Here is a 24814-nt window from a genome sequence, read left to right as displayed (position 1 = left end):
TTGAGTAAAAGATCGAAGCAGATAATAACTGCATTCTCGCTTGTAGCGATGTTATTAACATTCTGGCCTAGTTATTTTGCAGACGCATCGCAGACAGTACCGGTCCCAAAAACTATTAATACTTTTCCTAATAAATGCGGCTATAATCCAGCTGTCGATGGTGAGATACCGTCACATGTTAAGCCATGTAGTGAAAATGGTTTTAAGTTCAATTCCAAGTTTTATTATCAAACCTGGATCTTAAATAATAATCCTTATAAAACGGCGCCGCCAAAAGGTCTTATTGTATATGGATCACCAGACGAAGTTACAACAGCTCAAAGCTTTAAAAAAGGAATGCAGGATGCACAAGCGAATGTAAATGAAAATGAAGGGCATTTCTATATTTATCATAAAGATTATGGACGAATGGTGTTCGGAGAATGGCGTTTTTTAGGCTATGACGAATCCGGTTCTTTGTATCCGAATGATTATTTTATTCGAGATAGTGGCGATGTAACTACGCAACCAGTAGATAAAAGATGGGTATTCGAACCTTGGAAAGATCTTCCCTCTAATTATAAATATAAGCCGGGCTCTGCAGGCGCAGTATACAGAGGGGAGTACCCAGATACTAAATCTTTTGATCTTCTTAAAACAAATATCGACCGCTCAATAGGTTTCAAATTTAGAGATGCACCAACAATTTCTTATGCTGATCGAGATCGAGTTCTACCTAAAGAAGATAAGTACACAGACGTCAGAAACTTCATGAACATCGCCCAAGAACCTACCGTATGGGAACCAGGCATTGGCATGATGTACCACTGGCATCCGGTTAAAAAAACTCTTTTTTATCAATCGTTCCCGCTGCTGCAGCAAACGCCTCATGAGAAAAGTCAAAATAAAGCCGTCTGTGAGGTAACGCCAGTCAGCAGCAAGCCTATTCCGCTTGGCAAAGAACGATTCATTGAAGTGGATGTAAAGTTAACAGGAACGCTGCAGGACGAAGAACATTTCGGCAAGCGTGATATGGAGTCGGCATTTTATACGCGTAAAGATATTGACTATTGGCGATTGGACTTAAAAGAACGGGACACTAATAATGTGCTGACACGCTTATCTAATAAAAAGACAGATGGAGTCGTGCGCAAAGACAATACAGCAAGTACGATCTATAAATTAAAAATCGATACGGAAAAGCTGGATAAATCAGATGGAAAAGCATGGGTATACACTACGACTGGTGAAGCAGTAATCTACTATGCAAATCATATGCCGATTGATCCGTCTATGACAAAAGCTCCATGCCAATTGAAAGTAGATTTTCAAACGACAACGGTGAAAACGTCAATGCTTAGTGATTTTGCTGTCATTCCTGAAATCGTGATAGACCGAAGATCCGAACTGACTAAAGAGAAGCTGGGCTATGTCGATTACTCGTATGGCAAGGATGCAGATTATTACGAATTTGAGATTACTAATATTGCAGACGGCACAAAGGCAACGAAAAAGTTCGATCCAGCTATACCAGAAGTGAAGAAACCGGATCTCGGTTATTTGGATCAAGCAGCTGTAAGCAAGTTCTTATATGATTTTATTATTTCGAAGTTCCCAAATGAAACCGTCACGTCGAATACTGGCCAGCGGTTTATGATTAAGCAAACGATAGTCGATAAAGATGCGACAACAAACAATTCCTCAACTGCTACCCGCTATATAAATATCGTTCAAAATGGAAGCACCAATTTGTGCGAAACACTCCCCTCTCCGCCGCAGTATGTCACTCCAAATGTAGATTGGCCATTTGATTGGTACGATGTCGTTCCATTTCCAGTCACCGAAAATGCACCGGAATACGTACCTCATAAAGTTTGTGAAACGCCCCCCGATTATAGCCAGTTTTCCAAACGAGTCCTCGTTGACGAAAAGGAAATCAATGCCGATCAATTTTTCAGGGGTGATTATATTTTTGGAGAGGACAAGCAGGGGATACGCAAGGTGACTGTGCTTTTAACTACGCCTGATGGGGCGGAATCGCATTTTACCCGTCATGTTGTCGTACATGAAACGAAGCCAAAAGTGTATCTGCAGCTGGAAGGGCTGTTTAAACAAAATCGGACGATGCGTGCGTTTGACCGTTCAGCGGAAAGCAACTCAGCTTGGACAGAAGCGAATGCGCCGCTTGAAATCACTTCATTTAGCTTTGTAAAAACAAATGATTCTGCTTTAGTATGCAGAGTTGGGTACTGCGAATCTAATTTGTCTGAAAAGTTGTTTATGTATAAGGAGCCTGGTCAATATCAAATAAGTCTGGCCGCCAAACGTGTCATTCCTTATGGAAACGGAAAAACAATAACTCGTTACTCTGATCCCTATGTTGTTGACTTTGAAATTTTACCGGACCACAGACCAGCGATCATTGCTCACACATATAGCGAGCAAATTAGCAGGCTGGACAGCTTGCCGCTATTTTATGATGTGCAAAGTACAGATGGCGACTTCATCGCTTACAAAAAGCTTCAGGTTTATTATGATCCGCAAAATGACGGGAATTTCGATCAAATCGTCTACGAAACGGAAGATGATGTAACTGAACTGCCTGTGCTGGACCAGCTAGGCCAATATAAAATAGTAGTCGAAGCGAGAGAAGGTACGAATGAAGAACGATTAATGGAGTTCATTACGACTGCTGATGATAAAACACATCGCTACGAAGGTTATTTTTCGGTAGATAATTACGCTCCTTATAGTCACTTATATTTGGATACGCCTGTTGAATTAGCTGAGCTGGACGTTTTTCTGATGCTGGATAAAGGCTTGAAGCAGGTTTCGACGGATTACGTGAAAGGCAATCGGGTGACACTAACGAATGATTTCACACGTTCTAATATGATGGCCAATATTGGCATATGGGATATGAAAACTTACACATATAGCCAAGATGCCAGCACTACGAGGTATACAGGCACATCTTATCCTTCCTCGACAACGGGATACACATCATCAGACGGGTATAGCGGCACTTTATCTCTATCAAGTGTGAGCAATCCTAAAAGACGGGTAGACGAAGGCAAGGAAGTTCCAGTAACAGACAGTAAAACTGCCAACGGTTCTTGTTCTAATACGGTGACGACTAATTACGATAAAGACGGTAAAGAAACATCACAATCGAGTACAAGTGTTTGTCCTCAGACCCAGTCTTACAGTGATGGCAAATTTTCCGGTACGTTGAGCCGAACGGGAGAGTCGCCAGGAAGCCGCAGCTGTGGATCGCCGGGGCCGAGCGGTTATTCCTGCACGCGTACTTGGACGGCTACCTATTCAGGTACGGTTTACTGGACCAGAATGGTTTATCAAGAAAAATGGGTCGAATATGATGATTACATTGGCTACTATAAAGGCACGATTTATAAAAATATTCGGCAGCCATACGATGCAGGCTTTATGAAGGCGGTCAAAAATAAATACGTAGTGTATATTACGGAGCAAACGATTTCGGAGCTTCCTGATCTGCAGCATGTATTGAATAAGCATGATGCCAAGCTGATTATAGTTGGCAAAGATGCGGTTCAACAGCAAATTAATCATGACGGCTATGTGAAAAATGAAGGACAAATAGAATCCGTTATGCAAGCAGTCATTGATCAAATTGCGGAAAATAATCCAGCTATTCCAAAAGTGCTGAAGTTAGCAGGCGAACCCATCCGTACTATGAGCGCTTCATTTGATTATGAGGATGATGAACTGCCTGTTGAGTTTGATTTGCTGCAAATAACTCATGATCCAGATTATTATGATCATTCACTTGGTCTTGAGAGTTTTTCCGGCCAATCGCTTCTATCGATAAAAAACAATAACAATTGGCATCCCTATCAATCCGAAGTAACGTTTCATAAACCAGGCAAGTACATCTTTTATCGCAAAATAAAGGACAAGCCTTCTAATGATCTGAATTTTGCACAGTATGCCTACGAATCTAACGAAGCAGCTGTTGAAGTGCTTGTCCACCGCCGCCCAATCGCCGACGTAACGCTGGATTTCGACTATGTGCCTAATGCCAATATGTACCGTACAACGTGGATAGATATGAGCTATGATTTGGATCATAATGTTACGAGAGCAGCAACTGACCGAGGCATTCAGGATCGCACGCTGCGCTTTCAAAACCAAAGGACAGGTGAAGTGTTTACAAAAATTCCAGATATGCTGCCGCCAGGAACTTACGTATTGGATTACAAAGCGCAGGATATTGAGGGTGAATGGTCTGACCCGATTCAGCGAACCTACGTGCTGCCGGATGCTGTTCCTGTTCAGATGAAAAGCAATCTGAAGACTGTGTATAGCGGCTTTTCATTAAATAGTGTGCCTGCCAGCGAGCAGTTGACTGCCTATGAGCTTTGGACAAGGTATCCCTATTCTATATCTTTGCAGCTCTCAATGGGGAGCTATATCAATAAGACGGTGCCGTACTATACAGGCAGGAAAAACGGTAATGATATTTGGTGGCAGGACGAAGTATTGACGATACCTAACACAACCCCGGATGGAAATTATACGTTTACTGTAAGAGGAAATGGTTCCGTTGCGGGTTCTAATTCTTCACAAACCTATACGGTTAAAGTGGTTACGCCAATCCATTTAAAAGGTGAAATATTTGCCCAAGGTGAAAATGCCAATAAAGCAACGGTTCTTGTTGTTAATGATTCCTATGATTTTATCGCTCACACAACAAAATATCCTGATGCCGCCTTCCGAGCTAACGCAACTACCGTTACCTTATTTAAAGGAACCTCGTATCAACGGGTCATAAATATGGCCTCGAAAACTATAAGTTCAACTGGATATGGGGCAAAAAAATGGTCGTACACTCATAAAATAGGGGCGATGCCAAACGGCAATTATACGATAGAATGGCGTTCAACGACACCAAATGGCAATGTAGAGGTTATGAGCCAAACCGTACAGGTCATTAATAATCGGCCGCCGACTGCTGATTTTATATGGGAGCCGCAGCCTGTATATGAAGGAGATTTTGTACAGTTCAAATCGATAGTGGATGATCTGGATAAAGATAGATTAACGATTCAATATGAGCTTACAAGTCCAAAAGGAGTAAAAACAAATTATAGCTATATTTTTAATGCTCCTTACGAGTCGACAGCTCCGGCAGTCCGTATGCTTGATCCTGGCGACTGGACGATGGTACTGAAAGTAAGTGATGGAAAAGCGCCAACCGTTTCCATTAGCAAAGCGATTACTGTTCTGCCGCTTCATATTACTGGTTCGGTGCATCATACGGATCTTTGGAATGAGCATAGACAAGCATATAACCGCAAGCAGAGCGGGCAAGCTGATATTCCGCGCAGCTATAATATGTTTTGGGCAGGGGAGCAGTTTGTGTTAAAGGCGGAAACTACACACACGACGACTGCAACAAACGCGGAAAAGGTAGAGGTTTCCTTTCTTGACTTTAAAGCAGTTATGGAAAATGAAGCTGGCAGCTCATACAAGTGGCAGGGCGAATTATGGGACAGCTCGTTTCAAAAGCTGCCTGAAGGAGAAGCAACCTTTAGATTCACTGTATGGTATAACAACGGGACGGTAAAAACCGATGATGTACAAGTCATAATTAAAGGCGATGTTACAGCAGTAACCGGTGTTCATCGCGTGCAATAGCTGCAGCGCAAATGTGCAGTCAAGGATAAACGGCTCCGCCGTCCTTCGCTTTAACGAAGGAGGCGCGTTTACCGATGAAATATAGGAATAGGTATAAGGTGAAAACTTAAACCTTCCTATATTTTCAAAAAACAAACAGCTCCGTCCTATAACAGGTACGGAGCTATTTGCTATTCGCTCTTTATTTTAATAAAAAAATTGTTAATTGCAGCATAAGCAGCGCCGCGAACAGCCGATTGCTCCTGCAGCTCAGCGAATTGTACCTTCAGCTTTTCGCGATGCAAAGGGAGAGCGCGCTTTGCGACGGACTCTTCAACAGCTTCCTGCAGCCATTTTTGGGCACGCACCATGCGATTGCCGATAATGACGAGATCAGGGTTGAAAATATTGACGATGTTGGCAATACCAGCCCCTAAATAAGCGCCAGCATCTTTGATTAATGAGATGACTTGCTCGTCATTATTTTCTGTTGCTGCCAGTAAATCCTCAAGACTTTCGTATCCCAGAGGCGCTGCTTGTTCCAGCAATGCCTGCTCAGAGGCATAAAGCTCCCAACAGCCTTGGTTGCCGCAGCTGCACAGCTTGCCGTTATACTCAATCGACATATGTCCAAGCTCGCCTGAAAAACCGGAAGCGCCTGTATACAATTCCTTATTGAGTATTAGTCCGGTTCCGATACCGATGCCGACACTGACGTATACCTGATTAGCTATATCTCGTCCGGCGCCATATTTTAGTTCGCCGAGTGCACCGGCGTTGGCCTCGTTATCGATCGTAACCGGCAATGCAAATCGCTCTTCGAGCTTTTTGCGCAGCTCAATTTGATGCCATTTTAAATTTGGCGCCAGCAGTATAATGCCATTGTCGTCAACTATGCCGGGAACACCGACTCCAATGCCGATCAGCCCGTAAGGGGATTCTGGCACCTGTTTGATCAAGCCTTCTATAAAGGCAGACAGCTCATGAAAAATGTGGTCGCGATCACGCAGCTTCAGCTTCTGCTGGCGATCGATCAGCACATTGCCCTCCAGATCCGTCAGGATGCCATGAATATAGTTGACTCCTAAGTCTATGCCGATTGCATAGCCTGCATTTTTGTTGAAGTGGAGAATGACCGGTTTGCGGCCGCCGCTGGACTCGCCAATCCCGACCTCCAGCACAAGATGATTATCAATTAAATCTTGAACGAGATTAGATACCGTAGCTTTATTCAGTCCTGTTAAGGTAGAGATTTGCGCTCTGGATAATGGAGCATGCGTCAGGACGGATTCCAATACGATCGATGTATTTATTTTTTTAATGAGTGCCTGGTCTCCGGTTGATTTTGATTTCAAAAGGGATGAGCCTCCGTCTGTTTCCATTTTAACTGCCAAAATAATTATATCATAAAACTTAGTTTGTTGGATAGACAAACTAAGTTGGCTTATGTTATTCTTGATTCAAGCAATAAAAATGATGAGAACATCAAAGGAGGATTTTGTTCACAATGAGCTATTTCAAAAATATTAATAAAATCCAGTTTGAAGGCAAAGGCTCGGACAATCCGCTAGCATTTAAACATTATGATCCTAATCAAGTGATCCTTGGCAAAACGATGGAGGAGCATTTGCGTTTTGCAGTAGCTTATTGGCATACTTTTAATGCAAACGGCACAGATCCATTTGGTTCCGCTACTATGTTCCGCGAATGGGATAAATTAGACGGACTTGATCGCTCCAAGGCACGCGTTGAAGCAAACTTTGAATTTATGGATAAATTAAATATTCCGTTTTATGCATTTCACGATGTAGATATCGCTCCAGAAGGCGCTACGCTTCAAGAAACCAATCAAAATCTTGACGTTATTGTAGCGATGCTGAAAGAGCATCAGAAGCAATCCGGCAAAAAATTGCTATGGAATACAGTAAATATGTTTACAAATCCGCGCTATGTGCATGGCGCCGGCACAACCTGCAATGCAGATGTTTATGCTTATGCAGCTGCTCAGCTTAAAAAAGGTCTTGAGGTTGGTAAAGAGCTTGGAGCAGAAAACTATGTATTCTGGGGCGGCCGCGAAGGCTACGAAACATTGCTTAACACAGATATGGGCTTCGAGCTGGACAACCTGGCCCGTCTATACCGTATGGCTCTTGATTATGCGAAAGAAATCGGTTTTGACGCACAATTTTTGATTGAGCCTAAGCCGAAGGAGCCAACTAAGCATCAATATGATTTCGATGCGGCTACTACAATTGCATTCCTTAGAAAATATGATTTGCAGGATCATTTCAAGCTGAATCTCGAAGCAAACCATGCGACGCTTGCGGGTCATACATTTGAGCATGAAATTCGTACAGCAGCGATCAACGGCATGCTTGGCTCGCTTGATGCAAACCAAGGCGATTTGCTGCTTGGTTGGGATACGGATGAATTCCCGACTGATCTTTACTCTACTACACTTACTATGTTCGAAGTGCTTAAAGCTGGCGGACTTGGCCGCGGCGGCGTTAACTTTGACGCTAAGGTACGCCGTCCTTCCTTTGAAGCAGAGGACTTGTTCCTTGCTCATATTGCAGGAATGGACAGCTTTGCATGGGGACTAAAAGCAGCAGCTAAATTAATAGAAGAAAAAATTCTTGATAATGTAGTTGAAGAGCGTTACAGCAGCTTTAAATCGGGAATTGGCGCAGACATCGTTGCAGGTAAAGCTACACTGGCATCTCTAGAGCAATACGCGCTGCAAAACAACCCGATCGTAAACAAATCAGGCCGTCAAGAGCGTCTACGCCTAGTGCTTAGCGAAGTTATTTTCAGCGTTTAATCTCCTGTAATATACTATGCTTAACAATTGCATAAGGATAAACGGCTCCGCTGTCCTTGGACATGCGCGTTTACCGATGAAATATAAGAACAGATATAAGGTTACAAAAACTTATATTTTCTTATATTTTAAAAAATGTACGCCAGGAAAGAACGACGATGTCGTTCTTTCTTGATGTCTACCATGACAACGGGAGGCTCTGAACAAATGAGCTATGTAATAGGTATTGATTTGGGCACAAGTGCAGTTAAAGTACTTTTAGTAGATCGTAACGGAACAGTAGCGGCAGAAGCTTCGCGCAGCTATCCGCTATATCATGAACATTCTGGGTGGAGTGAACAGCGGCCGGATGATTGGGTAGAAGGGACATTGGCTGCCATTCATGAATTGCTTGGCAGCTCCGGTACTGCCCCTGAGCAGATTGAAGGCATCAGCTTCTCTGGTCAAATGCATGGTCTCGTATTACTTGATAATGCGGGCACACCCGTGCGCAATGCAATATTGTGGAATGATACGCGCACAACGGCACAATGCCGGGAAATTGAAAGAACGCTTGGCGATAAGCTGCTTTCGATTACGCGCAATCCCGCTCTTGAAGGCTTTACGCTGCCAAAAATGATTTGGGTGCGCGAGCATGAGCCGGAAGTTTTCGCTAAGGCGGCATTGTTTGTGCTGCCCAAAGACTATGTGCGATATCGCTTAACCGGGCAGCTCCATATGGATTACTCTGATGCGGCAGGAACATTGCTGCTCGATGTAGCGAACAAGAAGTGGAGCAGCGATGTGCTGGATGCGTTCGGTCTTCCGGCCAGCTTCTGTCCTCCGCTTGTTGAATCTCATGCCATGGTTGGCTGCATGACGGCAGAAGCAGCAAAGCGCTCTGGCTTGACTGAAGCCGTGAAGGTTTTTGCAGGCGGGGCTGATAATGCTTGCGGTGCGATTGGGGCAGGCATTTTATCTGAGGGATTAACGCTTAGCAGTATCGGGACATCTGGCGTTATTTTGTCATATGAGGACGATAAGACGAAGGATTTCCAAGGCAAGGTCCACTTTTTTAATCACGGCAAGGAAGATTCCTATTATGCGATGGGCGTTACGCTTGCAGCAGGCTACAGCCTGAGCTGGTTTAAAAATACGTTCGCGCCGAATGAATCCTTCGATCAGCTGCTGGATGGCATTGCCGATGTGCCGCCTGGCTCCCGCGGTCTGATTTTTACACCGTATTTAGTAGGCGAGCGCACTCCGCATGCAGATCCTCATATTCGTGCCAGCTTTATTGGCATGGATGGCTCGCATAAGCGAATTGATTTTGCGCGTGCTGTTATGGAAGGCATTACGTTCTCACTCAATGAATCGGTTGCAATGTTCCGGAGTGCAGGAAAAACTGTCGATAAAATCGTATCGATCGGCGGAGGAGCGCAAAATCCGGCTTGGCTGCAAATGCAGGCGGATATTTTCAATGCGACAGTTGTTTCTCTCGAAAATGAACAGGGCCCTGGTCTAGGGGCAGCCATGCTGGCTGCATACGGCTGCGGCTGGTTCGAATCGCTAGAGGCATGTGCAGAAAAGTTCGTAAAACATGCTGATTCGTATCCGCCACAGCCGGAGGCTGCAGCCGCGTACGAAGACTTGTTTAAAGTATATCAGCAGGTTTATGTGCAAACGCGAGGCATGAACGAGGCTCTTTCAGCTTTTAGAAATAACTAATTGCTAACTGCTCCTGAAATGCGGCAATGACCGCTTTCGGGGGCAGTTTTTATTAGCTTTCCAACGACAGGCGGAGCCGTTTTTCTTTGTGTGCTATAATTGGGTTGAAATGTAAATGTGGAGGTTTGGATTATGCAAAAATATAATACGAAAATTGCCATAGGCACATCTGCTATAGGCATAATATTTTTAGCAATTGCATACGTCAGCGGCTTTTTGCTAGTTGGAATTATTTTCTTTCCAGTATTATGGGGCATTATTTACAAATTCATACAAAAAATTAAATTTGCTAACAGGAAACATCCATAGAATTAACTTATTAGCTAAGAAGAAGTTTCTAACGAATCAAGAGAGGGGGTCGATTAATTGTGGAGAAAAGGAAGATCTTCCTTTAGTTAAGGCAGAATTAGAGTAGTTCTGAGTGGATGTAGAGGTATTTGAGAGACTTTTAAGCGGAGTGAACTACATTGGGGAAAACCTCGCTTCCCAACTTCAGGCCGTGTTCAGATGCTGAAGAAACCCAGGCTTTGGCGCAACTAACCACCTTAGCGTGAGTTTGAAATTGACAACCATTGCAGCAAGGCAAGCTTTTATTTCTAGCGGCTTTTTGCTTTTGGCTTGCGTGCGTCTACGTGGAGCTATACAGTTAAGTGGCAGTTGTGCGAATAAGTAATATTTGTGTGTCTAAGTGGATTTTGTGCATCTAGTTTGAGCTTTTTTAGGTAAATATGCTGGTCTAAAGGGAATACATGTACTTAGTTTCGAGCGTTTCCTTGGTTTTGGCTAATTCTGCTCATTCTAACTACATAAAATCCATTTAGATCAGAAAAAAAAATAAAATCAGCAGATCTAAGTACAGGAAATCCCTTTAGTGGGCGGGCGAGCGTCGAGTTGCACGATCACAAGAGAGACACGGCCTTCTAACGAATCCTCACTGCGCTATTTGGCCTAAATTTGCTAGTTTCGAAATCTAACGAAGCTGAGCAACCTTATTTTGGGGAAAAGGGCCTCCAAGTGCGGTTTGTTCACAGATAGTGCAATGTAGATTCGTTACAAATTCAAAAGAGGCAGTTTTGGGGGAATAGCGCTTCTTAGCTTCGTTAGAGCTCAGAAGTGCCTTGTGGACTTGCAGTGCGCTTCTCAGGAGGGTGTCGATTAATTGTGGGCAACGATTGGCAAGCAAAAAGAAAGGGGAACGAAGAGCAAGATTGGGAATGGAGAAGCGGCAGCGTCCGCCTTTGTAGGCCAATTTTATCGTTTACAGGGGTTATTTCATCAAAAAAATTGGACTACAACAGCGGTCGGAATCCCAAACTTGATCGTAGTAACATCCCTTTCGTTTGCTTGTTGCTTTATCCACAATTAATCGACACTCTCAGAGAATGCGTTATTTAACCTAAAATGCCATTTTTAAAAATCTAACGAAGATATACGATCTTATCGGGGGCTTAAGTCGTCTCAAACAGTCGTTTGTTCACAGATAGGAAACTCACGATTCGTTACGATTTTTAAAGTGCTGTTTTTGAAGAAATAGCGCATCTAATCTTCGTTAGATAATCAATTGAGCAGCAAGCAGCCTCATTTCAACACTGAACGCCACTCCCCAATCGCTTTAAAGCACATTTTACAACTCGCCCAAAGCCTCATAAGCCGCATTCGTTCCCGCACAATGTCCGGTTGTGAAGGCTGCCGTAATATTATAACCTCCTGTATAGCCATGTATATCCATAACCTCGCCGCAAAAGTATAAGCCCCCCATTAGCTTGGACGCCATCGTTTTCGGATCGATTTCTTTCAGATTGACTCCGCCGCCTGTAACGAAAGCTTCTTCAATGGACAGCGTACCATGGATAAGCACAGGGAAAGCTTTCGCAAGCTCAGCAAATCGCTGCCAGGCTTGCTTCGGGATATGATCATGAGTAATGTCAGGGTTCAAGCCAGCTTGCTCGAACAATAAGGGAAGCAAGCGCTCCGAAATAAAGCTCTTCAATACATTTTTGACCGTTTTTTTGGAATCAGCCGCAGTTAGCTGATACGTATGATCACATACTTGCTGGACCGTCATGCCAGGAAATAAATCGATTGTGCTAAGTACACTGGTATCCCCTGTTTTTTTCAGCTGCTTAACAACAAACTGGCTGCAGCGCAGCGCGATCGGTCCAGATAAGCCGAAATGCGTAAAAATCATATCGCCTTTATGGGTAATCAGCTTTTTGCCCTTTTCATTCCATATAGATAAGGCTACATCTCTAAGCGACAGCCCTTGCAGCTCTTTGCTTTGTATAAATTTTTGATGCGATACAAGCGGCACTTCTGTCGGAAAAAGCTCCGTTATAGTATGTCCTGCTTCCTCCGCCCAGGCATAGCCGTCTCCAGTCGAGCCAGTTGCGGGCACTGATTTGCCTCCGACAGCGATAATTACTGCCTTGCTTTTGAAGGTTTGTCCATTTTTCAGCTTAACTCCGGCAGCGCTGCCATTGTGATAAATAACTTTCTCTACGGGGCTGTTGGTCATAATGGTGACGCCTTGAGCACGGACTTTACCGACAAGCGCGTCCACGACTGTCTTGGCTTTATCAGAAACGGGAAACATTCTGCCGTTATCCTCTTCCTTCAGTCGAATCCCCAATGCTTCAAAGAAATGAATAATGTCTTGATTGCTGAATTGAGCTAATGCGCTATGCAAATAGCGGCCATTGCCTGGAATATTTTTAATCAGCTCGTCAATTTCCTTGGCATTGGTTACGTTGCAGCGACCTCCGCCTGAAATGCCCAGCTTTCTGCCCAGCTTGTCTCCTTTATCAATTAAAAGCACGCGTGCGCCGCGTGAACTGGCTGCAATACTTGCCATCAAGCCTGCTGATCCTGCACCTACAACAATTACATGATATGACATTTTATACGCTCCACTCGATATTTCGTAAATATTGTAAACAAAACATGATATACTCTCGATATACAGATTCATCATACAGTATAATCGAATATAATATGAAGCACAAAGCTATGAAGGGAAGGTGGATAATATGCTTCACGAGGAATGGCGCAAGAGCAGCCGGCATGGCTATGAGCTTTATGTACAGCAATGGATGCCCGAGGCAAAGCCGATTAAAGCAATTGTTTGTTTGGCGCATGGAAGCGGGGAGCATAGCTCACGGTACCTTAATGTAGCAAAGGAAATGACAGGGAATGGTTTTTCGGTCATAGCGTTTGATCATTATGGTCACGGTCGTTCTGAGGGCAAGCGCGGGCATTTCCTCTCACTAGAGGCGGCACTCACTGATACAGCGAGCATCATTGAGGAAGCAGGCAGTAAATTTCCCGGTGTGCCTATTTTTCTGTATGGCCATAGCATGGGCGGCAATATAGCATTGAATTGCGCGCTAAGGCTGCAGCCCCCTATCAAAGGGCTTATAGCGACAAGCCCATGGCTTGAGCTCGCCTTCAAGCCGCCTGGCTTTAAGATTTGGCTTGGAAAAAAGCTGGTGAAGCTATTGCCTGAAATGCACCAGTCTACCGGATTAAAGGCAGAAGATTTGTACAGGCCCGGCAATCAAAACGCAATAACGATGGTTGGCGATCCGTTAAGCCATACCAAAATTACTTTAAAAGCATTTATTGAGATCGAAGAAGGCGGGCAGTGGGCACTCCAGCATGCAAGCCAATTAAACGTCCCTTTCCTTCTTATGCACGGTAATGCGGACCGCATTACGTCCTATGCTGCAAGCAATAAGCTTGCCGGACAGCTGGGAGAGCGCTGTCATTTTATTACCTTAGAAGGAGGATATCACGAGCTGCACCATGACATAGAAGGGCAGAAAACTATAGAGCAAATAATATTATGGATGAATAGACAGCTGTAGTTAAGGAGGCTCGGCTTCGGTGTTGAAGGAGTTGCTGTTACAGTTTTTTATTTGCTTATTACCGGTATTCGCTTATCAGCTATGGCATGATATTGATCATCGATGGAAAAATCATCAATTGTATATAGTAGTTGTGTGCGGAGCGTCTATTGTTTTATGTAAGCTAACAGCAATTGACTTTTATGGTTTGCAGTTGAATTATCAGATGATTCCTTTTATGACGGGTGCGATATACGGGGGAATCCCAGTTTTACTCAGTCTGTCAATTATATATGCGGCAACTTATATCGGTTCATACGATAATATAGAGCATTATATTGGACTGCTATTTTATATCGGAGTTGCCAGTCTGCTTATAAGATTTTTACTTACTGCGCTGCAGCAGATTTCAGGAAATATAAAAATTAAAAAAATGCTGTCAATCGCAGTGATAATGATGACGATTACGAGCATTCTTTTGTTCAGTTTATTAGACCGAAATAATTTTGTATGGACTTGGTCCAGAGTCTTGCAGATCGTTATGTTTATTGCCATGTTTTTTATTGCAGCGTGGTATGTATTTTTCAGATTTGAAGCGATCATTAGAAAGAAAGTGGTCTATGATAATTATAAGCAGTTGTATACGAATTACTTTATCGAGGTTGAAAAGCTCCAGCAATTTATTGACCGCTCCTCTTTGGGTGTTATTATTATAGACAACAGTGGGAATATTACTCAGATCAACAGTTATATTATTGCTATACTGAATCATAAATCAAGTCATGAAAGCTCTGATAAATTATTGGGCAGCAGCTATGAGCATTTTTTCAATCAAGTTGACAGTCAATTCGGTGTAAAGCTGCTGCAGGACGCTTTAGCCGGGAAAACCGCTTCTCTCGCGCAGGTTCGGCTGGACCAGGATTTTTATTTATGCACGACCGTAAGTTTGTACGATATACATAACAGTGAAATTTCCGGTGCTGCGCTCATTATTCAAAATATTACCGAGCTGGCTCAGCTGCGCGATGAAGTCGGACGTATGGAGCGGCTCAGCATAGTCGGGCAAATGGCTGCCAGCATTACGCATGAAATTAGAAATCCGCTTGCGGTTATAAGAGGCTTCATTCAGCTTATGCGGGAGCGCAGTCCTGCTGGTCAGCATGAGTATTATCGGATTGTAATGGAAGAGCTTGATCGCGCTAATTTAATAATAAGCGACTTTTTATCTTTAGCTCAAAATCGTGAAGTTCAAAAAGAGCTGACTTCGCTCAATCATATTATTTCGGAGCTATTGCCGCTGTTGAAGGCCGATGCGAATTTGCGCGGGCAGACTTTGCTTGTAAAGCTTCAGGATCCGCTGCCTCACCTATTGCTGAACGATAGAGAAATAAAGCAGCTGCTGCTTAATCTCGTACGCAATGGAATGGAAGCGATGGAAGACAATGGCACGCTCTGCATTTTCACTTACAGCGAGCATGAATATGTGTATTTGAAAATAACCGACGAAGGCGCCGGCATTTCTGAGGAAGCGCTTAAGCACTTATTTGAACCATTTTTTACGACAAGATCAAAGGGGACAGGACTTGGACTTCCGCTTTGCCTTAGTATAGTTGAGAAGCATAATGGCTGGATTGATGTGAAGTCAACTGAGGGCGTAGGCACGTCATTTATTGTAAAATTTCAAATACCTGTCGAGATGAGCGCAACGAGTCATTAATTACCTAAAGGCAGCCAGCATATAATACAACAATGGGTAAAAACTACAAATTAGCTTTGTACAGGTTCTCACACCCGTTTACACATATGTGCCCTAAAGGTATAATAGTAGCTAAAATAATGTAATTAGGAGTGTTTGAATATGTCGATGTCATTCGAGAGATATATGTTAGATATGGTTCAGCCAATGCGTGATGAGCTAACAAGAATAGGAATTAAAGAACTTCGTACGCCAGAGGAAGTAGAAGAGCATGTACCTGGTGCTGAAGGCACTGCGCTAATCGTAATCAACTCTGTTTGCGGCTGCGCAGCTGGCCAGTGCCGTCCGGGCGTTGCACAAGCTTTGGAGCATTCCGTGACGCCAGATCATCTGTATACAGTGTTTGCAGGCCAAGATAAAGAAGCTACTGCCAAAGCTCGTGAATATTTTGCGCCATACCCGCCTTCATCGCCTTCTATAGCGCTTTTGAAGGATGGCGAGCTTGTTCACTTTATAGAGCGCCATTCTATTGAAAACCGTTCTGCAGCAGAAATCGCTGCTGATTTGACGGAGGCATTTGATAAATATTGTTAAGGGGCTAATACATTATGAGCTTGCAGCAGCAAATTATTGAACGATTTGGCGTAAAGCCTTCCATAGATGTTGAAGAGCAAGTAAGCATCAGAGTAGATTATCTCAAGCAATATGTGCAAAAATCTGGTTCGACCGGCTTTTTAATTGCCATCAGCGGCGGACTCGACAGTGCTGTGGCAGCTGGATTATGCAAGCGGGCCACGGATGAATTGTCTGCGGAAACCGGCCGTTCTTATATGACGCTTGCCGTATTTCAGCCTTATGGCCAGCAAACGGATATTGATCATAGCTATGAGGTGGCAGAAGCGTTTCAGCTTGCTTACAAGACAGAAACAAATATTGAAGAGGCTGTCGACGAAATTGCGCTGGAGGTTGAGCACAGCTTCAAGTCGATCAAGATGTCCAGACATTTGAGCCGCGCAACGAAAGGCAATGTGATGGCAAGAACACGCATGGTCGTACAATATGCCATAGCCCAGGAGCTCAATTTGTTAGTAGTTGGCACGGATCATGCTTCTGAGGCGATTACCGGCTTTTATACGAAGTGGGGCGATGGCGCAGTTGATATCGAGCCGCTGCAATCCTTGAATAAACGCCAGGTGTATCAGCTCGGCGCCCATATCGGCGTACCGCAAAGCGTTCTTGATAAAGTGCCGACTGCCGGCTTATGGGAAGGCCAAACTGACGAGAATGAGCTGGGCATTACGTATTCTGATATTAATGATTACTTGGAAGGCAAAGATATTGATCCTGCCGCAAAGCAAAAGCTTGAGCAGCAATATTTGCGCACTGAGCACAAGCGATCGCCAATACCAGGCGTTTAAGACCACACGCATCATCATAAACCTATTAAAGCTGCATCCAAGCTGGTCTTGGGGCAGCTTTTTTCACATATCCTTCACAGATGCTGGCTCTTAGTGGTCATGCGAATAGATCATAATTCTGATACAATAATGGTTATACCTTAAATTAGAAATTCGGGGGCTATCCATAATGAAGAAATTTGCAATACTTGGTTTTTTAACGATGCTTCTAATCGTGATGTGGATTCCGTCGGCTCCGTCCATAACTGAAGCCGCTGCATATCCATATGATGAGGGGACGCTTTCATATATTGCGGCTGAGCATGATCATTCATCAGGCGATCATGAACATGTTGGCGGACAAAATTTGATGGTTGCAATGCGCATAGCCGAAATTATTGCTGCTGTCGCTATTGTGGGCATATTGTTTTTCCGTTATTTTATGTGGAAAAGCGATGAGCAGGCCCCGTATGGCTTTAGTCAAAAAGCTGAAAGAATTACAATGATTATAGCAGCGCTTATCTGGGCAGTTAGCGGCATAGCTCGTTTGTCCATGCTCTCCGACCAGCTTGGCGGCATTCCGATTACAACGATTGCAACCGCGACCTCAATAGGTAAAATTGCTATGCTTCGCCCTGCGGGTGCGCTATTGATTTTGCTGCTTGCTTTTGCGCCGAAAAAGGAGCAGGCTTGGGCCAGACCGCTGCAATACTTAGCAGCAGCCGGTTTAATGGTAACCTTCCCGCTGACAGGCCATGCGAATGCGGCGGAGACAGGAGCATTCGGCTTAATAACAGCTCATGCGATACATATTGCTGCGGCTGCAATTTGGCTGGGAGGACTGGTTGGTTTATTTTCTCTGGCCAGCCGTCCATCGTCCATTCATCGTATTAATGAGGTAGCGGGCAGATTTGCCAAGTGGGCGCTGCCTAGCATCGTCATTATTATTTTTAGTGCGCTATGGCTAACCTTTGCGCAAATTACTTCCTACAAGCAGCTGTTTGCCAGCCAATATGGATTTCTAATTCTCGTAAAAACATTTCTTTTGCTGCTCATTATTGTTTTGGGCGCGCTGCACAGATTATGGTTTATGCCGGCTATCGAAGCTGCCGTGTCACCAAGCCAGAATTCTTCCGGCCTTTCCAGCTTGTATGCTGCAAGCGAGGCAAACAAAAGCAGCGGAGCTAGCGTACAGCGGCTGCTGGCGGGTGTGCGTGCGGAAATTGCAGTGGCGATTTGTCTGATTATTGCTGCGGGCTGGCTGTCCTCGACTTCTCCGCCCAACGCTGATGTTTTCAACTCTTCTGAACCGGTTCATTGGCATGAGATGGGCGAGGAGGCGCATATGACGCTGCGGGTATCCAACGGCTATGAGTCTGATGAGCAGCTTGTAAGATTGATGGTTTGGCTGCCTGAAGGGATAGGAGCACCTGTCAGCGCAACCGTATCGATTCAATCGCTAGATCCTGCTAAAGCTGATGAAGAGCCGATAACAGTTCCATTAGCGATAGAGGAAGAGACGGGCAATAAGTTTGAGTTCCCAGGCTTCGCCAAATATAATTACAGTGCAAAAGGTGCTTTCGCTGATCTGCTCTTGCCAAACAAGGCGGTCGTTGACATTACCGATTCAGCCGGCAATGAATTTCATTATGAGAAAGTGATCGGCGGTCCTGCGCAAAAATAACGGTAAGGCGGTTTTTTAATGATCATTGGCATTGGGCATGATATCGTACAAGTGGACCGCGTGGCAGCAGTGCTTGAAGGAAAAGCGGGCAAGCGTTTTATAGAGCGGATTTTGACTGAGTGCGAAAGGGCGCTGGCAGAGCAGTACACCGGTGCAAGATTATATCAATTTGCAGCGGGCAGATTTGCTGCCAAGGAAGCGGTGGCAAAGGCATTCGGAACTGGACTAGGAGCAGTGCTCAGCTTTACGGATATTGGGCTTTCCAAGGATGCTCTTGGCAAGCCGCAGTGCTCGCTGACTGAAAGGGCCTGGGAAAGACTCGGTCTGGATGCCAATCAAGTGAAGCTTCACGTTACGATCACGCATGAGCATCATCTGGCATCAGCCTTTGCAGTAGCAGAGCGTCTCTAATATTCAGTTAGCAAACAAAAAAAAGGTATCCGCTTGGCGTTAAGCCAAAGGGATACCTTTTTTAAATTCATAAAAATTTTCAACTCAACTTTCGGGGCTTTAATGTGGCAGGTAAGCCTTGAAGCAACTGGTGAAACCGGCGGTCCATTACTGAAGTCGAGCTGACTTACTTCGTCGCAGAGTATACTGAGCAATGATGAACTTCTAAAGGTTGCCACAAACGCTATTCGTGCAAAAATGACGGTTTGAATTTTCTAACGGTTGCCGTTGCGCTTAATTTCCCAAAAAGCACTGATTTTGCTCGAGAAAGGGGACAATAGCGCTCGTGACAACCATTACATTCTCAAATGAGCTAAAATAATCGAAATAGCCTCTCTGGCAACCATTAGGCAATTATGGCAGTTGTTTATAGGGGCGTTTTGCTATACGAAGCAGTAATTTCTCCAAAATCTAGAAACGAGTGCAAGTTTTCGCCTTATTATTATTCCTATAATTCACCGGGAAACGCGCCTGTCCAAAGGACGGAGAAGCCGTTATACTTATTATTTTTTGCCTGCAAGCCAAGTAGCTAAGCCGTCAATTTCTTCTGCGGTCAATGTATCCTTGAAGGGCTGCATACCCTCGCTGCCATTTTCTATTTGCTTGGCGATTTCCTCTTTGGAAAGTCGTTCGCCAATCTTTTGCAAATTTGTGTTGGGGCCGATTCTGCCTTGCAGATCCGTTCCATGACAGCTTACGCAGCTCACTTTGTAAACAGTGGATACTTCCATAGGAGCATCCAGCAGCTCTCTGCCGGTAATTTTTTTACCGCCGCCGCCGCCGCAGGCTGCAAGGGAAACGAGTAAAATCGCTGCTGCGCTTAACTTGACTCCCGTAGAAATTTTTGTAGACATGGTCTGTCCTCCTAGCACTTATGTAATAATGCATAGTATTGTATAATGTTAGCTCGTATAATAGAGTGTAGCTATTAGTAGTGTATCATATGATGAAACAAACTTACAGCAAGCAAGCGAATAGGTGGTTGGGATGAACGAATTAGATAGAAAACGCATATATGGAACAGAATTACTGGCATGGTACAAGGTGCAAAAGCGTGATTTGCCATGGCGAGAAAATAAAGATCCGTATCGGATTTGGGTATCGGAAATTATGCTTCAGCAAACGAGAGTTGATACCGTCATTCCTTATTACAAGCGATTTATGGACAAGTTTCCTAGTGTAAAAGCTTTGGCGGAGGCGCCGGAGGAAGAAGTGCTGAAATGCTGGGAAGGTCTGGGCTATTATTCACGCGCACGTAACCTGCAAGCAGGTGCCAGGATGGTAATGGAAAGCTTCGAAGGAATAATACCCGATGATACGGCATCGGTTGCAAGCCTTAAAGGAGTTGGCCCGTATACGACCGGAGCGATTATGAGCATCGCCTTCAATCGCCCAGAGCCTGCTGTGGATGGCAATGTCATGCGTGTGCTGTCCAGGTATTTTTTGCTGCAGGACGATATTGCCAAGCCGGCAACGAGAGTATCGATCGAGAAGCTGGCGGTCTCCCTTATTCCAGAAGGAGAAGCGGGAGATTTCAACCAGGCGCTGATGGAGCTTGGCGCCTTGATTTGCACGCCGAAATCTCCAGCTTGCTTGATTTGCCCGGTTATGGAGCATTGCTCGGCACGCTTGGAAGGAATGGAGCAAGTGCTGCCGATCAAAACAAAAGCAAAGCCGCCGCGGGATGAATATAGAGGTGCTGTTATTGTGGAAGGCAGCGGAGTGCATCAGGGCAAGATCCTTGTTCGCCAGCGTCCGGCCGAAGGGCTGCTTGCACAGATGTGGGAGCTTCCGCATTTGCTTTTGGCTAATGAAAGCAAGAAATGGTTTGCGGAAAAGGCCGATAAAGAACAGCCTGAACTGGCCCAAATGCTCGGCGACTTAATCGAAGAGGAAACAGGACTTTTTATTCGTCCGCTGCAATGGCTGATGGATGGGGATCATATATTCAGCCATATTCATTGGAGAATGAGAATATATGTTGCCGATTTGGGCGTTTTAGGCGGAGGCGCTGAGGAAGCGGCATCGGCTGCAGAAGCAGCTGCTAATTATGAAGCTCACTCCGGAGCTTCGGCGCAGCAGAGCAAAGAAGCGTATCGCTGGATCAGCAAGGAAGATATGGAGCAGCTGCCATTTCCAAATTTGTTTATTAAAATATTAAAGCAATATTGGGGCTCATAGGGAGGTTATTCATTTGAATGAGATGCTGAATCAATTAATGAAACATAAAATTATTGCCATACTTCGCGGAATCAATAACGAGCATGCGGATCAAACGGCACAGGCGCTTATAGCTGGCGGCATTTCTTTTATGGAAATTACGATGAACACAGACGGAGCTGCTCAAATGATTGAGCGCTGGCAAAATAAATTCGGAAAGCAAGCTCATATTGGTGCCGGCACAGTAACGAATTTGAAACGCGCGAAGGAAGCCGTGGCCGCTGGCGCTCAATTTTTGATTTCGCCTAATGTAGATGAAGCTGTTATTGATTACGGCAGGCAGCACGGCTTGTCTGTATGGCCAGGCGCCATGACGCCTACTGAAATTGTGAAAGCTTACGAGGCTGGAGCAGATGCAGTCAAGCTGTTCCCGATGGCATCTTTGGGCTTAGGTTATATGAAGGAAATTAAAGCGCCGCTTGACCATATCCCGATTATTGCTACTGGCGGCGTTGATTTGCACAATATTGCCGAATATTTCAGTGCCGGCGCGGTGGCTGTAGGGATGGGCAGCAAGCTAGTCAATATGGAATGGGTTAGAGAAGGCAAGTATGAGCTTATTATCGAAAAAGCAAAGCAATTTAAACAGGCTGTAAGTAAGCTGTAGCTTAAAGCTGCAATCCGTTGAGATGGCCATCCTATCATATTTTGTTTGAATGCAGAATGAACAGGTGTGACAAGCACTGCTCGAGCATATGCTGTTATTAGACAGGCGAAAGGGGGCAGCGACGATGAAGGGCAAGTTTATGCGGCTGTTATGGATAGGCTTGATTATATTTGGCGTGTACTATGTAAATACGCTTGTGAAGAAAGCTTCAGATCCAGCTGATGTGAACGAAGCAGCTATTTTACAATCAGATTCGCAAACCGACGGCAAAGGGCATGACGACAGCAGTGAGACGGCATCTGCGGAGCAGTCAGGCAAGCAGGATGATCAATATGTGCTCGAAAGCATGGATGAAAAGCTTGAAAAGAATAATCCCGCAGTAGATGAGGAATATGCTGAGCTGGAAAAGAAGATCAGAAAAGCATTTTTAAATAGAGAAGAACAATTTACGATTACTTATTATGGTAATTCCAGCAAGCTGTCCAACAATTTGCAGAACCTCGTAGATACTGCACTAGCTGCAGATGACTATACGGCTTATATTTTGTCCTCCTACCGTATTAATACGAAAAGCTGGGGCGATAAAAATACAATTAATATCGATGCTGCTTATCGCGAATCATTTGAGCAGACGGAGCTGGTAAATCGCAGCGCCAAGGATATATTGGCAAAGATAATTCACAAGGGCATGAATGATCATGAGAAGGTGCTTGCCATCCATGACTGGATTGTTGATAATGTCGAATACGACGAATCATTGACTTATTATACGGCATATGATGCGCTGACAAGAGGAACGACCGTATGCCAAGGTTACTCATTAATAACGTACAGGCTGCTTAGTGAGGCAGGCATAGAAAATATGATTACCGAGGGCGAGGTGGATACCGGCCTGCATTCCTGGAATTTGGTGAAGCTCGACGGCAATTGGTACCATCTGGACGTTACTTGGGATGATCCGACGAATATTGAAGGCGGCACCTATGATTATTATTTAGTTACGGATAAGCAGCTTAGGAAGGATCATACTTGGACCAAAACTTATCCTTCAGCTGACACAAATTACAGCGAGCAATTAAATTTGCTTATTGCAAGCAAGCAGCCTAAGGATGGTGACCAGGGCAAAGCAGCGGCTGAAATCGCCAAATTTACTGCGATTAGAGAGCAGATTGGCCTGCACTGGTATGATGATGAGCATACAGTCAGCACGGTCGACGAAATGTCGCAATTATTTCACCGGACGATAAAGGCAAATGCCAAGGAGGTAACCTTCCGTTATGATGCCTCTACCGGCATTAAGGATGCATTGAAAAAATCTATGGAGGCTTTGAATCGGACGATCAGCTATAAAGCTACATTTAGCGAGATGAAGGACGGAAGCTCGCAGCTCGTGACGGTTCAGTTAGATTACTGACAGTAAGCATAAAGTCGAAATGCCGAGGGACTGCACTAGTCCGCTCGGCTTTTTTAAGAAAAAGTAGATGATTAAAAAAGTTAATCAGCCTAAAATAAGGAAAGTCCTGCCAAAATACATCATTCTATTGGATGTGGCAGGCACAAAATTTAACCTTGCTGCTTGCGGGCCGCAGTCATTTGCTGCCAAATCGAGCCCGCTGCTTCCTCACCGCGTTCAATACGCTCAAGCGCCATGCGCGCTTGCAGCTGTATTTCGAATTCAGCATCCTTGGCAGCTTCCCTCAAAGCCTCAAGTGCAGTTTCATCACCCGCTTCATAGAGGAAGCGGGCTGCCCGCCAGCGCACAAGCTTATTTTTATCCTGCAGCGCCTCGATCATAGGGGCGATAGCCTCCGTAAATCCAAGATCGGACAGGGTATCGCCAGCTGTACGACGCACCGAAGCGGAGTTGTCCTTCAATGCGGTATACAAATAAGGCAATGCATCTTTGGATTGCAAGTCTCCCAAATATATGACGGCTAGTCTTCGAATCGAAGTGTTTTCGTCTTTAACCGCTTTTGCAAGCAGCGGCAGGCCTTCCTCTGAGCTGACATAACGGTCAAGCGCCGCATAGCGCTCCTGCCAGTCATCCGACTGGAATTTCTCTTCGACCTCTGCAAGCTGCAGCGGCTGCGGCCTGATCGTTTGTGTTTCAGGCGGCGCCTCTGCTGAACCAAGGGCAAGCGAAGCTTCAATTAAAGTTTTCAGACGCTCAGGCGTGTATGAAGCTTCAAGCTCCTTAATAATTTCTGCCGCGATTTCCTCGGGCTCGCCATAACGAACACCAAATTCCTCAAGCTTGCGCTCTCGAATCATAGTGGAGCCCGCTGCGCGCGTAACAGCTTCTACGAACCGTTCCGGCATGGCGGCTCTTGTCTCGTTATCGCCGAATCTTACGCGGATTTGCATAGGAATGCCGCGGTACATTTGGACAAGCACCTGGGCTTCGCCATAGCTGGTCACTCCAGCGGCGGCAGCAGGGCCGTCATCTTGCCCCGCGCCGTTATTGTCAAATAGCTGGCTGGCCTCTCCAAGAATAACGGACCAGTCTGCGCCAGGCCTGCGGTCAAGCGCTATGAAATCAGCTGTGCGGAATACGCCGCGCACGCCGGGAATGGCTAGCAGCTTGCGGTATAATTCAGGTGCTTGCTCACTGTCTGATGCTTTATAATCCAGTCGCTGTCCGCGCGGGAGCAGCTCGCTAACATTAAGCTTCATAGAATTGGGGCTAGGTGTTGGTTCGATCGATATTAGCTTCATCATGGCCTCCTTGTTTTGAAATTATCGCTTTAAGGTAT

General features: G+C 44.9%; 18 protein-coding genes. 14 read left to right on the top strand and 4 right to left on the bottom strand.

The features are described 5' to 3' along the window. Positions 1-5658: an Athe_2463 domain-containing protein gene (locus tag ACRRU2_RS10135; protein ID WP_432501272.1), complete on the top strand. Its 5658-nt coding sequence runs from the start codon at positions 1-3 to the stop codon at positions 5656-5658. Between the two features lie 170 nt (positions 5659-5828). On the opposite strand, the gene ACRRU2_RS10130 is transcribed toward ACRRU2_RS10135, so the two are convergent. Next, positions 5829-7019 carry an ROK family protein gene (locus ACRRU2_RS10130; RefSeq protein ID WP_432501404.1) on the bottom strand — a complete coding sequence of 397 codons (1191 nt, stop codon included), beginning with the start codon at positions 7017-7019 and terminating at the stop codon, positions 5829-5831. A 125-nt stretch (positions 7020-7144) separates the two neighbouring features. On the opposite strand from ACRRU2_RS10130, the gene xylA reads away from it, so the two are divergent. The 4 genes from xylA (at position 7145) to ACRRU2_RS10110 (ending at position 11531) form a co-directional block, all read left to right on the top strand. Next, on the top strand, positions 7145-8458 hold the full coding sequence (gene xylA / locus ACRRU2_RS10125; RefSeq protein WP_432501270.1) for a xylose isomerase: 1314 nt from the start codon (positions 7145-7147) through the stop codon (positions 8456-8458). 207 nt (positions 8459-8665) lie between these two features. Continuing rightward, positions 8666-10165 (top strand): xylulokinase, encoded by a 1500-nt coding sequence (gene xylB / locus ACRRU2_RS10120; RefSeq protein WP_432501268.1) that lies wholly within the window; start codon positions 8666-8668, stop codon positions 10163-10165. A gap of 132 nt (positions 10166-10297) precedes the next feature. Further along, on the top strand, positions 10298-10474 hold the full coding sequence (locus ACRRU2_RS10115) for a hypothetical protein (RefSeq protein ID WP_432501266.1): 177 nt from the start codon (positions 10298-10300) through the stop codon (positions 10472-10474). Positions 10475-11324: 850 nt separating this feature from the next. Continuing rightward, positions 11325-11531 carry a hypothetical protein gene (locus ACRRU2_RS10110; RefSeq protein WP_432501264.1) on the top strand — a complete coding sequence of 69 codons (207 nt, stop codon included), beginning with the start codon at positions 11325-11327 and terminating at the stop codon, positions 11529-11531. Positions 11532-11789: 258 nt separating this feature from the next. On the opposite strand, the gene ACRRU2_RS10105 is transcribed toward ACRRU2_RS10110, so the two are convergent. Further along, on the bottom strand, positions 11790-13061 hold the full coding sequence (locus ACRRU2_RS10105; RefSeq protein ID WP_432501262.1) for an NAD(P)/FAD-dependent oxidoreductase: 1272 nt from the start codon (positions 13059-13061) through the stop codon (positions 11790-11792). A 130-nt stretch (positions 13062-13191) separates the two neighbouring features. Here ACRRU2_RS10105 and ACRRU2_RS10100 point away from each other — a divergent pair, with 130 nt between their 5' ends. The 6 genes from ACRRU2_RS10100 (at position 13192) to acpS (ending at position 19195) form a co-directional block, all read left to right on the top strand. Then, a complete protein-coding gene (locus tag ACRRU2_RS10100) occupies positions 13192-14028 on the top strand; it encodes a lysophospholipase (protein WP_432501259.1) in 837 nt (278 codons plus the stop codon). A 19-nt stretch (positions 14029-14047) separates the two neighbouring features. Beyond that, on the top strand, positions 14048-15724 hold the full coding sequence (locus ACRRU2_RS10095; RefSeq protein WP_432501257.1) for a two-component system sensor histidine kinase NtrB: 1677 nt from the start codon (positions 14048-14050) through the stop codon (positions 15722-15724). Positions 15725-15865: 141 nt separating this feature from the next. Continuing rightward, positions 15866-16297, top strand: coding sequence for a BrxA/BrxB family bacilliredoxin (locus ACRRU2_RS10090; RefSeq protein WP_331699649.1), 432 nt, complete (start codon positions 15866-15868; stop codon positions 16295-16297). A 14-nt stretch (positions 16298-16311) separates the two neighbouring features. Next, positions 16312-17121, top strand: coding sequence for an ammonia-dependent NAD(+) synthetase (gene nadE / locus ACRRU2_RS10085; protein WP_432501255.1), 810 nt, complete (start codon positions 16312-16314; stop codon positions 17119-17121). A gap of 169 nt (positions 17122-17290) precedes the next feature. Next, positions 17291-18784 carry a copper resistance D family protein gene (locus ACRRU2_RS10080; protein WP_432501253.1) on the top strand — a complete coding sequence of 498 codons (1494 nt, stop codon included), beginning with the start codon at positions 17291-17293 and terminating at the stop codon, positions 18782-18784. Positions 18785-18802: 18 nt separating this feature from the next. Then, positions 18803-19195: a holo-ACP synthase gene (gene acpS, locus ACRRU2_RS10075; RefSeq protein WP_331699646.1), complete on the top strand. Its 393-nt coding sequence runs from the start codon at positions 18803-18805 to the stop codon at positions 19193-19195. Between the two features lie 542 nt (positions 19196-19737). Here acpS and ACRRU2_RS10070 read toward each other — a convergent pair. Continuing rightward, a complete protein-coding gene (locus ACRRU2_RS10070) occupies positions 19738-20088 on the bottom strand; it encodes a c-type cytochrome (protein ID WP_432501250.1) in 351 nt (116 codons plus the stop codon). Between the two features lie 133 nt (positions 20089-20221). Between ACRRU2_RS10070 and mutY the strand changes: the two genes are divergently transcribed. The 3 genes from mutY (at position 20222) to ACRRU2_RS10055 (ending at position 23475) form a co-directional block, all read left to right on the top strand. Beyond that, positions 20222-21415, top strand: coding sequence for an A/G-specific adenine glycosylase (mutY, locus tag ACRRU2_RS10065; protein WP_432501247.1), 1194 nt, complete (start codon positions 20222-20224; stop codon positions 21413-21415). A gap of 22 nt (positions 21416-21437) precedes the next feature. Beyond that, positions 21438-22061: a bifunctional 4-hydroxy-2-oxoglutarate aldolase/2-dehydro-3-deoxy-phosphogluconate aldolase gene (locus ACRRU2_RS10060; protein WP_432501401.1), complete on the top strand. Its 624-nt coding sequence runs from the start codon at positions 21438-21440 to the stop codon at positions 22059-22061. Between the two features lie 124 nt (positions 22062-22185). After that, the gene (locus ACRRU2_RS10055) at positions 22186-23475 is read left to right on the top strand and encodes a transglutaminase domain-containing protein (protein WP_432501245.1); all 1290 of its coding nucleotides are present in this window, start codon (positions 22186-22188) and stop codon (positions 23473-23475) included. Between the two features lie 149 nt (positions 23476-23624). Here ACRRU2_RS10055 and ACRRU2_RS10050 read toward each other — a convergent pair whose 3' ends face one another. After that, positions 23625-24776: a conserved virulence factor C family protein gene (locus ACRRU2_RS10050; protein WP_432501398.1), complete on the bottom strand. Its 1152-nt coding sequence runs from the start codon at positions 24774-24776 to the stop codon at positions 23625-23627. Between the last annotated feature and the right edge of the window lie 38 nt (positions 24777-24814).

The organism is Paenibacillus sp. GXUN7292, from assembly GCF_050864975.1.
Taxonomy (GTDB): domain Bacteria; phylum Bacillota; class Bacilli; order Paenibacillales; family Paenibacillaceae; genus Pristimantibacillus.
The sequence above is the reverse complement of the archived record's forward strand: the minus strand, read 5'-3'. Positions and strand labels throughout refer to the sequence as shown.

Coding starts and splice junctions, on each gene's coding strand:
- ACRRU2_RS10130 (WP_432501404.1), bottom strand. CDS start 7,019: ATGGAAACAGACGGAGGCTCATCCCTTTTGAAATCAAAATCAACCGGA.
- xylA (WP_432501270.1), top strand. CDS start 7,145: ATGAGCTATTTCAAAAATATTAATAAAATCCAGTTTGAAGGCAAAGGC.
- xylB (WP_432501268.1), top strand. CDS start 8,666: ATGAGCTATGTAATAGGTATTGATTTGGGCACAAGTGCAGTTAAAGTA.
- ACRRU2_RS10115 (WP_432501266.1), top strand. CDS start 10,298: ATGCAAAAATATAATACGAAAATTGCCATAGGCACATCTGCTATAGGC.
- ACRRU2_RS10105 (WP_432501262.1), bottom strand. CDS start 13,061: ATGTCATATCATGTAATTGTTGTAGGTGCAGGATCAGCAGGCTTGATG.
- ACRRU2_RS10100 (WP_432501259.1), top strand. CDS start 13,192: ATGCTTCACGAGGAATGGCGCAAGAGCAGCCGGCATGGCTATGAGCTT.
- ACRRU2_RS10090 (WP_331699649.1), top strand. CDS start 15,866: ATGTCGATGTCATTCGAGAGATATATGTTAGATATGGTTCAGCCAATG.
- nadE (WP_432501255.1), top strand. CDS start 16,312: ATGAGCTTGCAGCAGCAAATTATTGAACGATTTGGCGTAAAGCCTTCC.
- ACRRU2_RS10080 (WP_432501253.1), top strand. CDS start 17,291: ATGAAGAAATTTGCAATACTTGGTTTTTTAACGATGCTTCTAATCGTG.
- acpS (WP_331699646.1), top strand. CDS start 18,803: ATGATCATTGGCATTGGGCATGATATCGTACAAGTGGACCGCGTGGCA.
- ACRRU2_RS10070 (WP_432501250.1), bottom strand. CDS start 20,088: ATGTCTACAAAAATTTCTACGGGAGTCAAGTTAAGCGCAGCAGCGATT.
- mutY (WP_432501247.1), top strand. CDS start 20,222: ATGAACGAATTAGATAGAAAACGCATATATGGAACAGAATTACTGGCA.
- ACRRU2_RS10060 (WP_432501401.1), top strand. CDS start 21,438: ATGCTGAATCAATTAATGAAACATAAAATTATTGCCATACTTCGCGGA.
- ACRRU2_RS10055 (WP_432501245.1), top strand. CDS start 22,186: ATGAAGGGCAAGTTTATGCGGCTGTTATGGATAGGCTTGATTATATTT.
- ACRRU2_RS10050 (WP_432501398.1), bottom strand. CDS start 24,776: ATGAAGCTAATATCGATCGAACCAACACCTAGCCCCAATTCTATGAAG.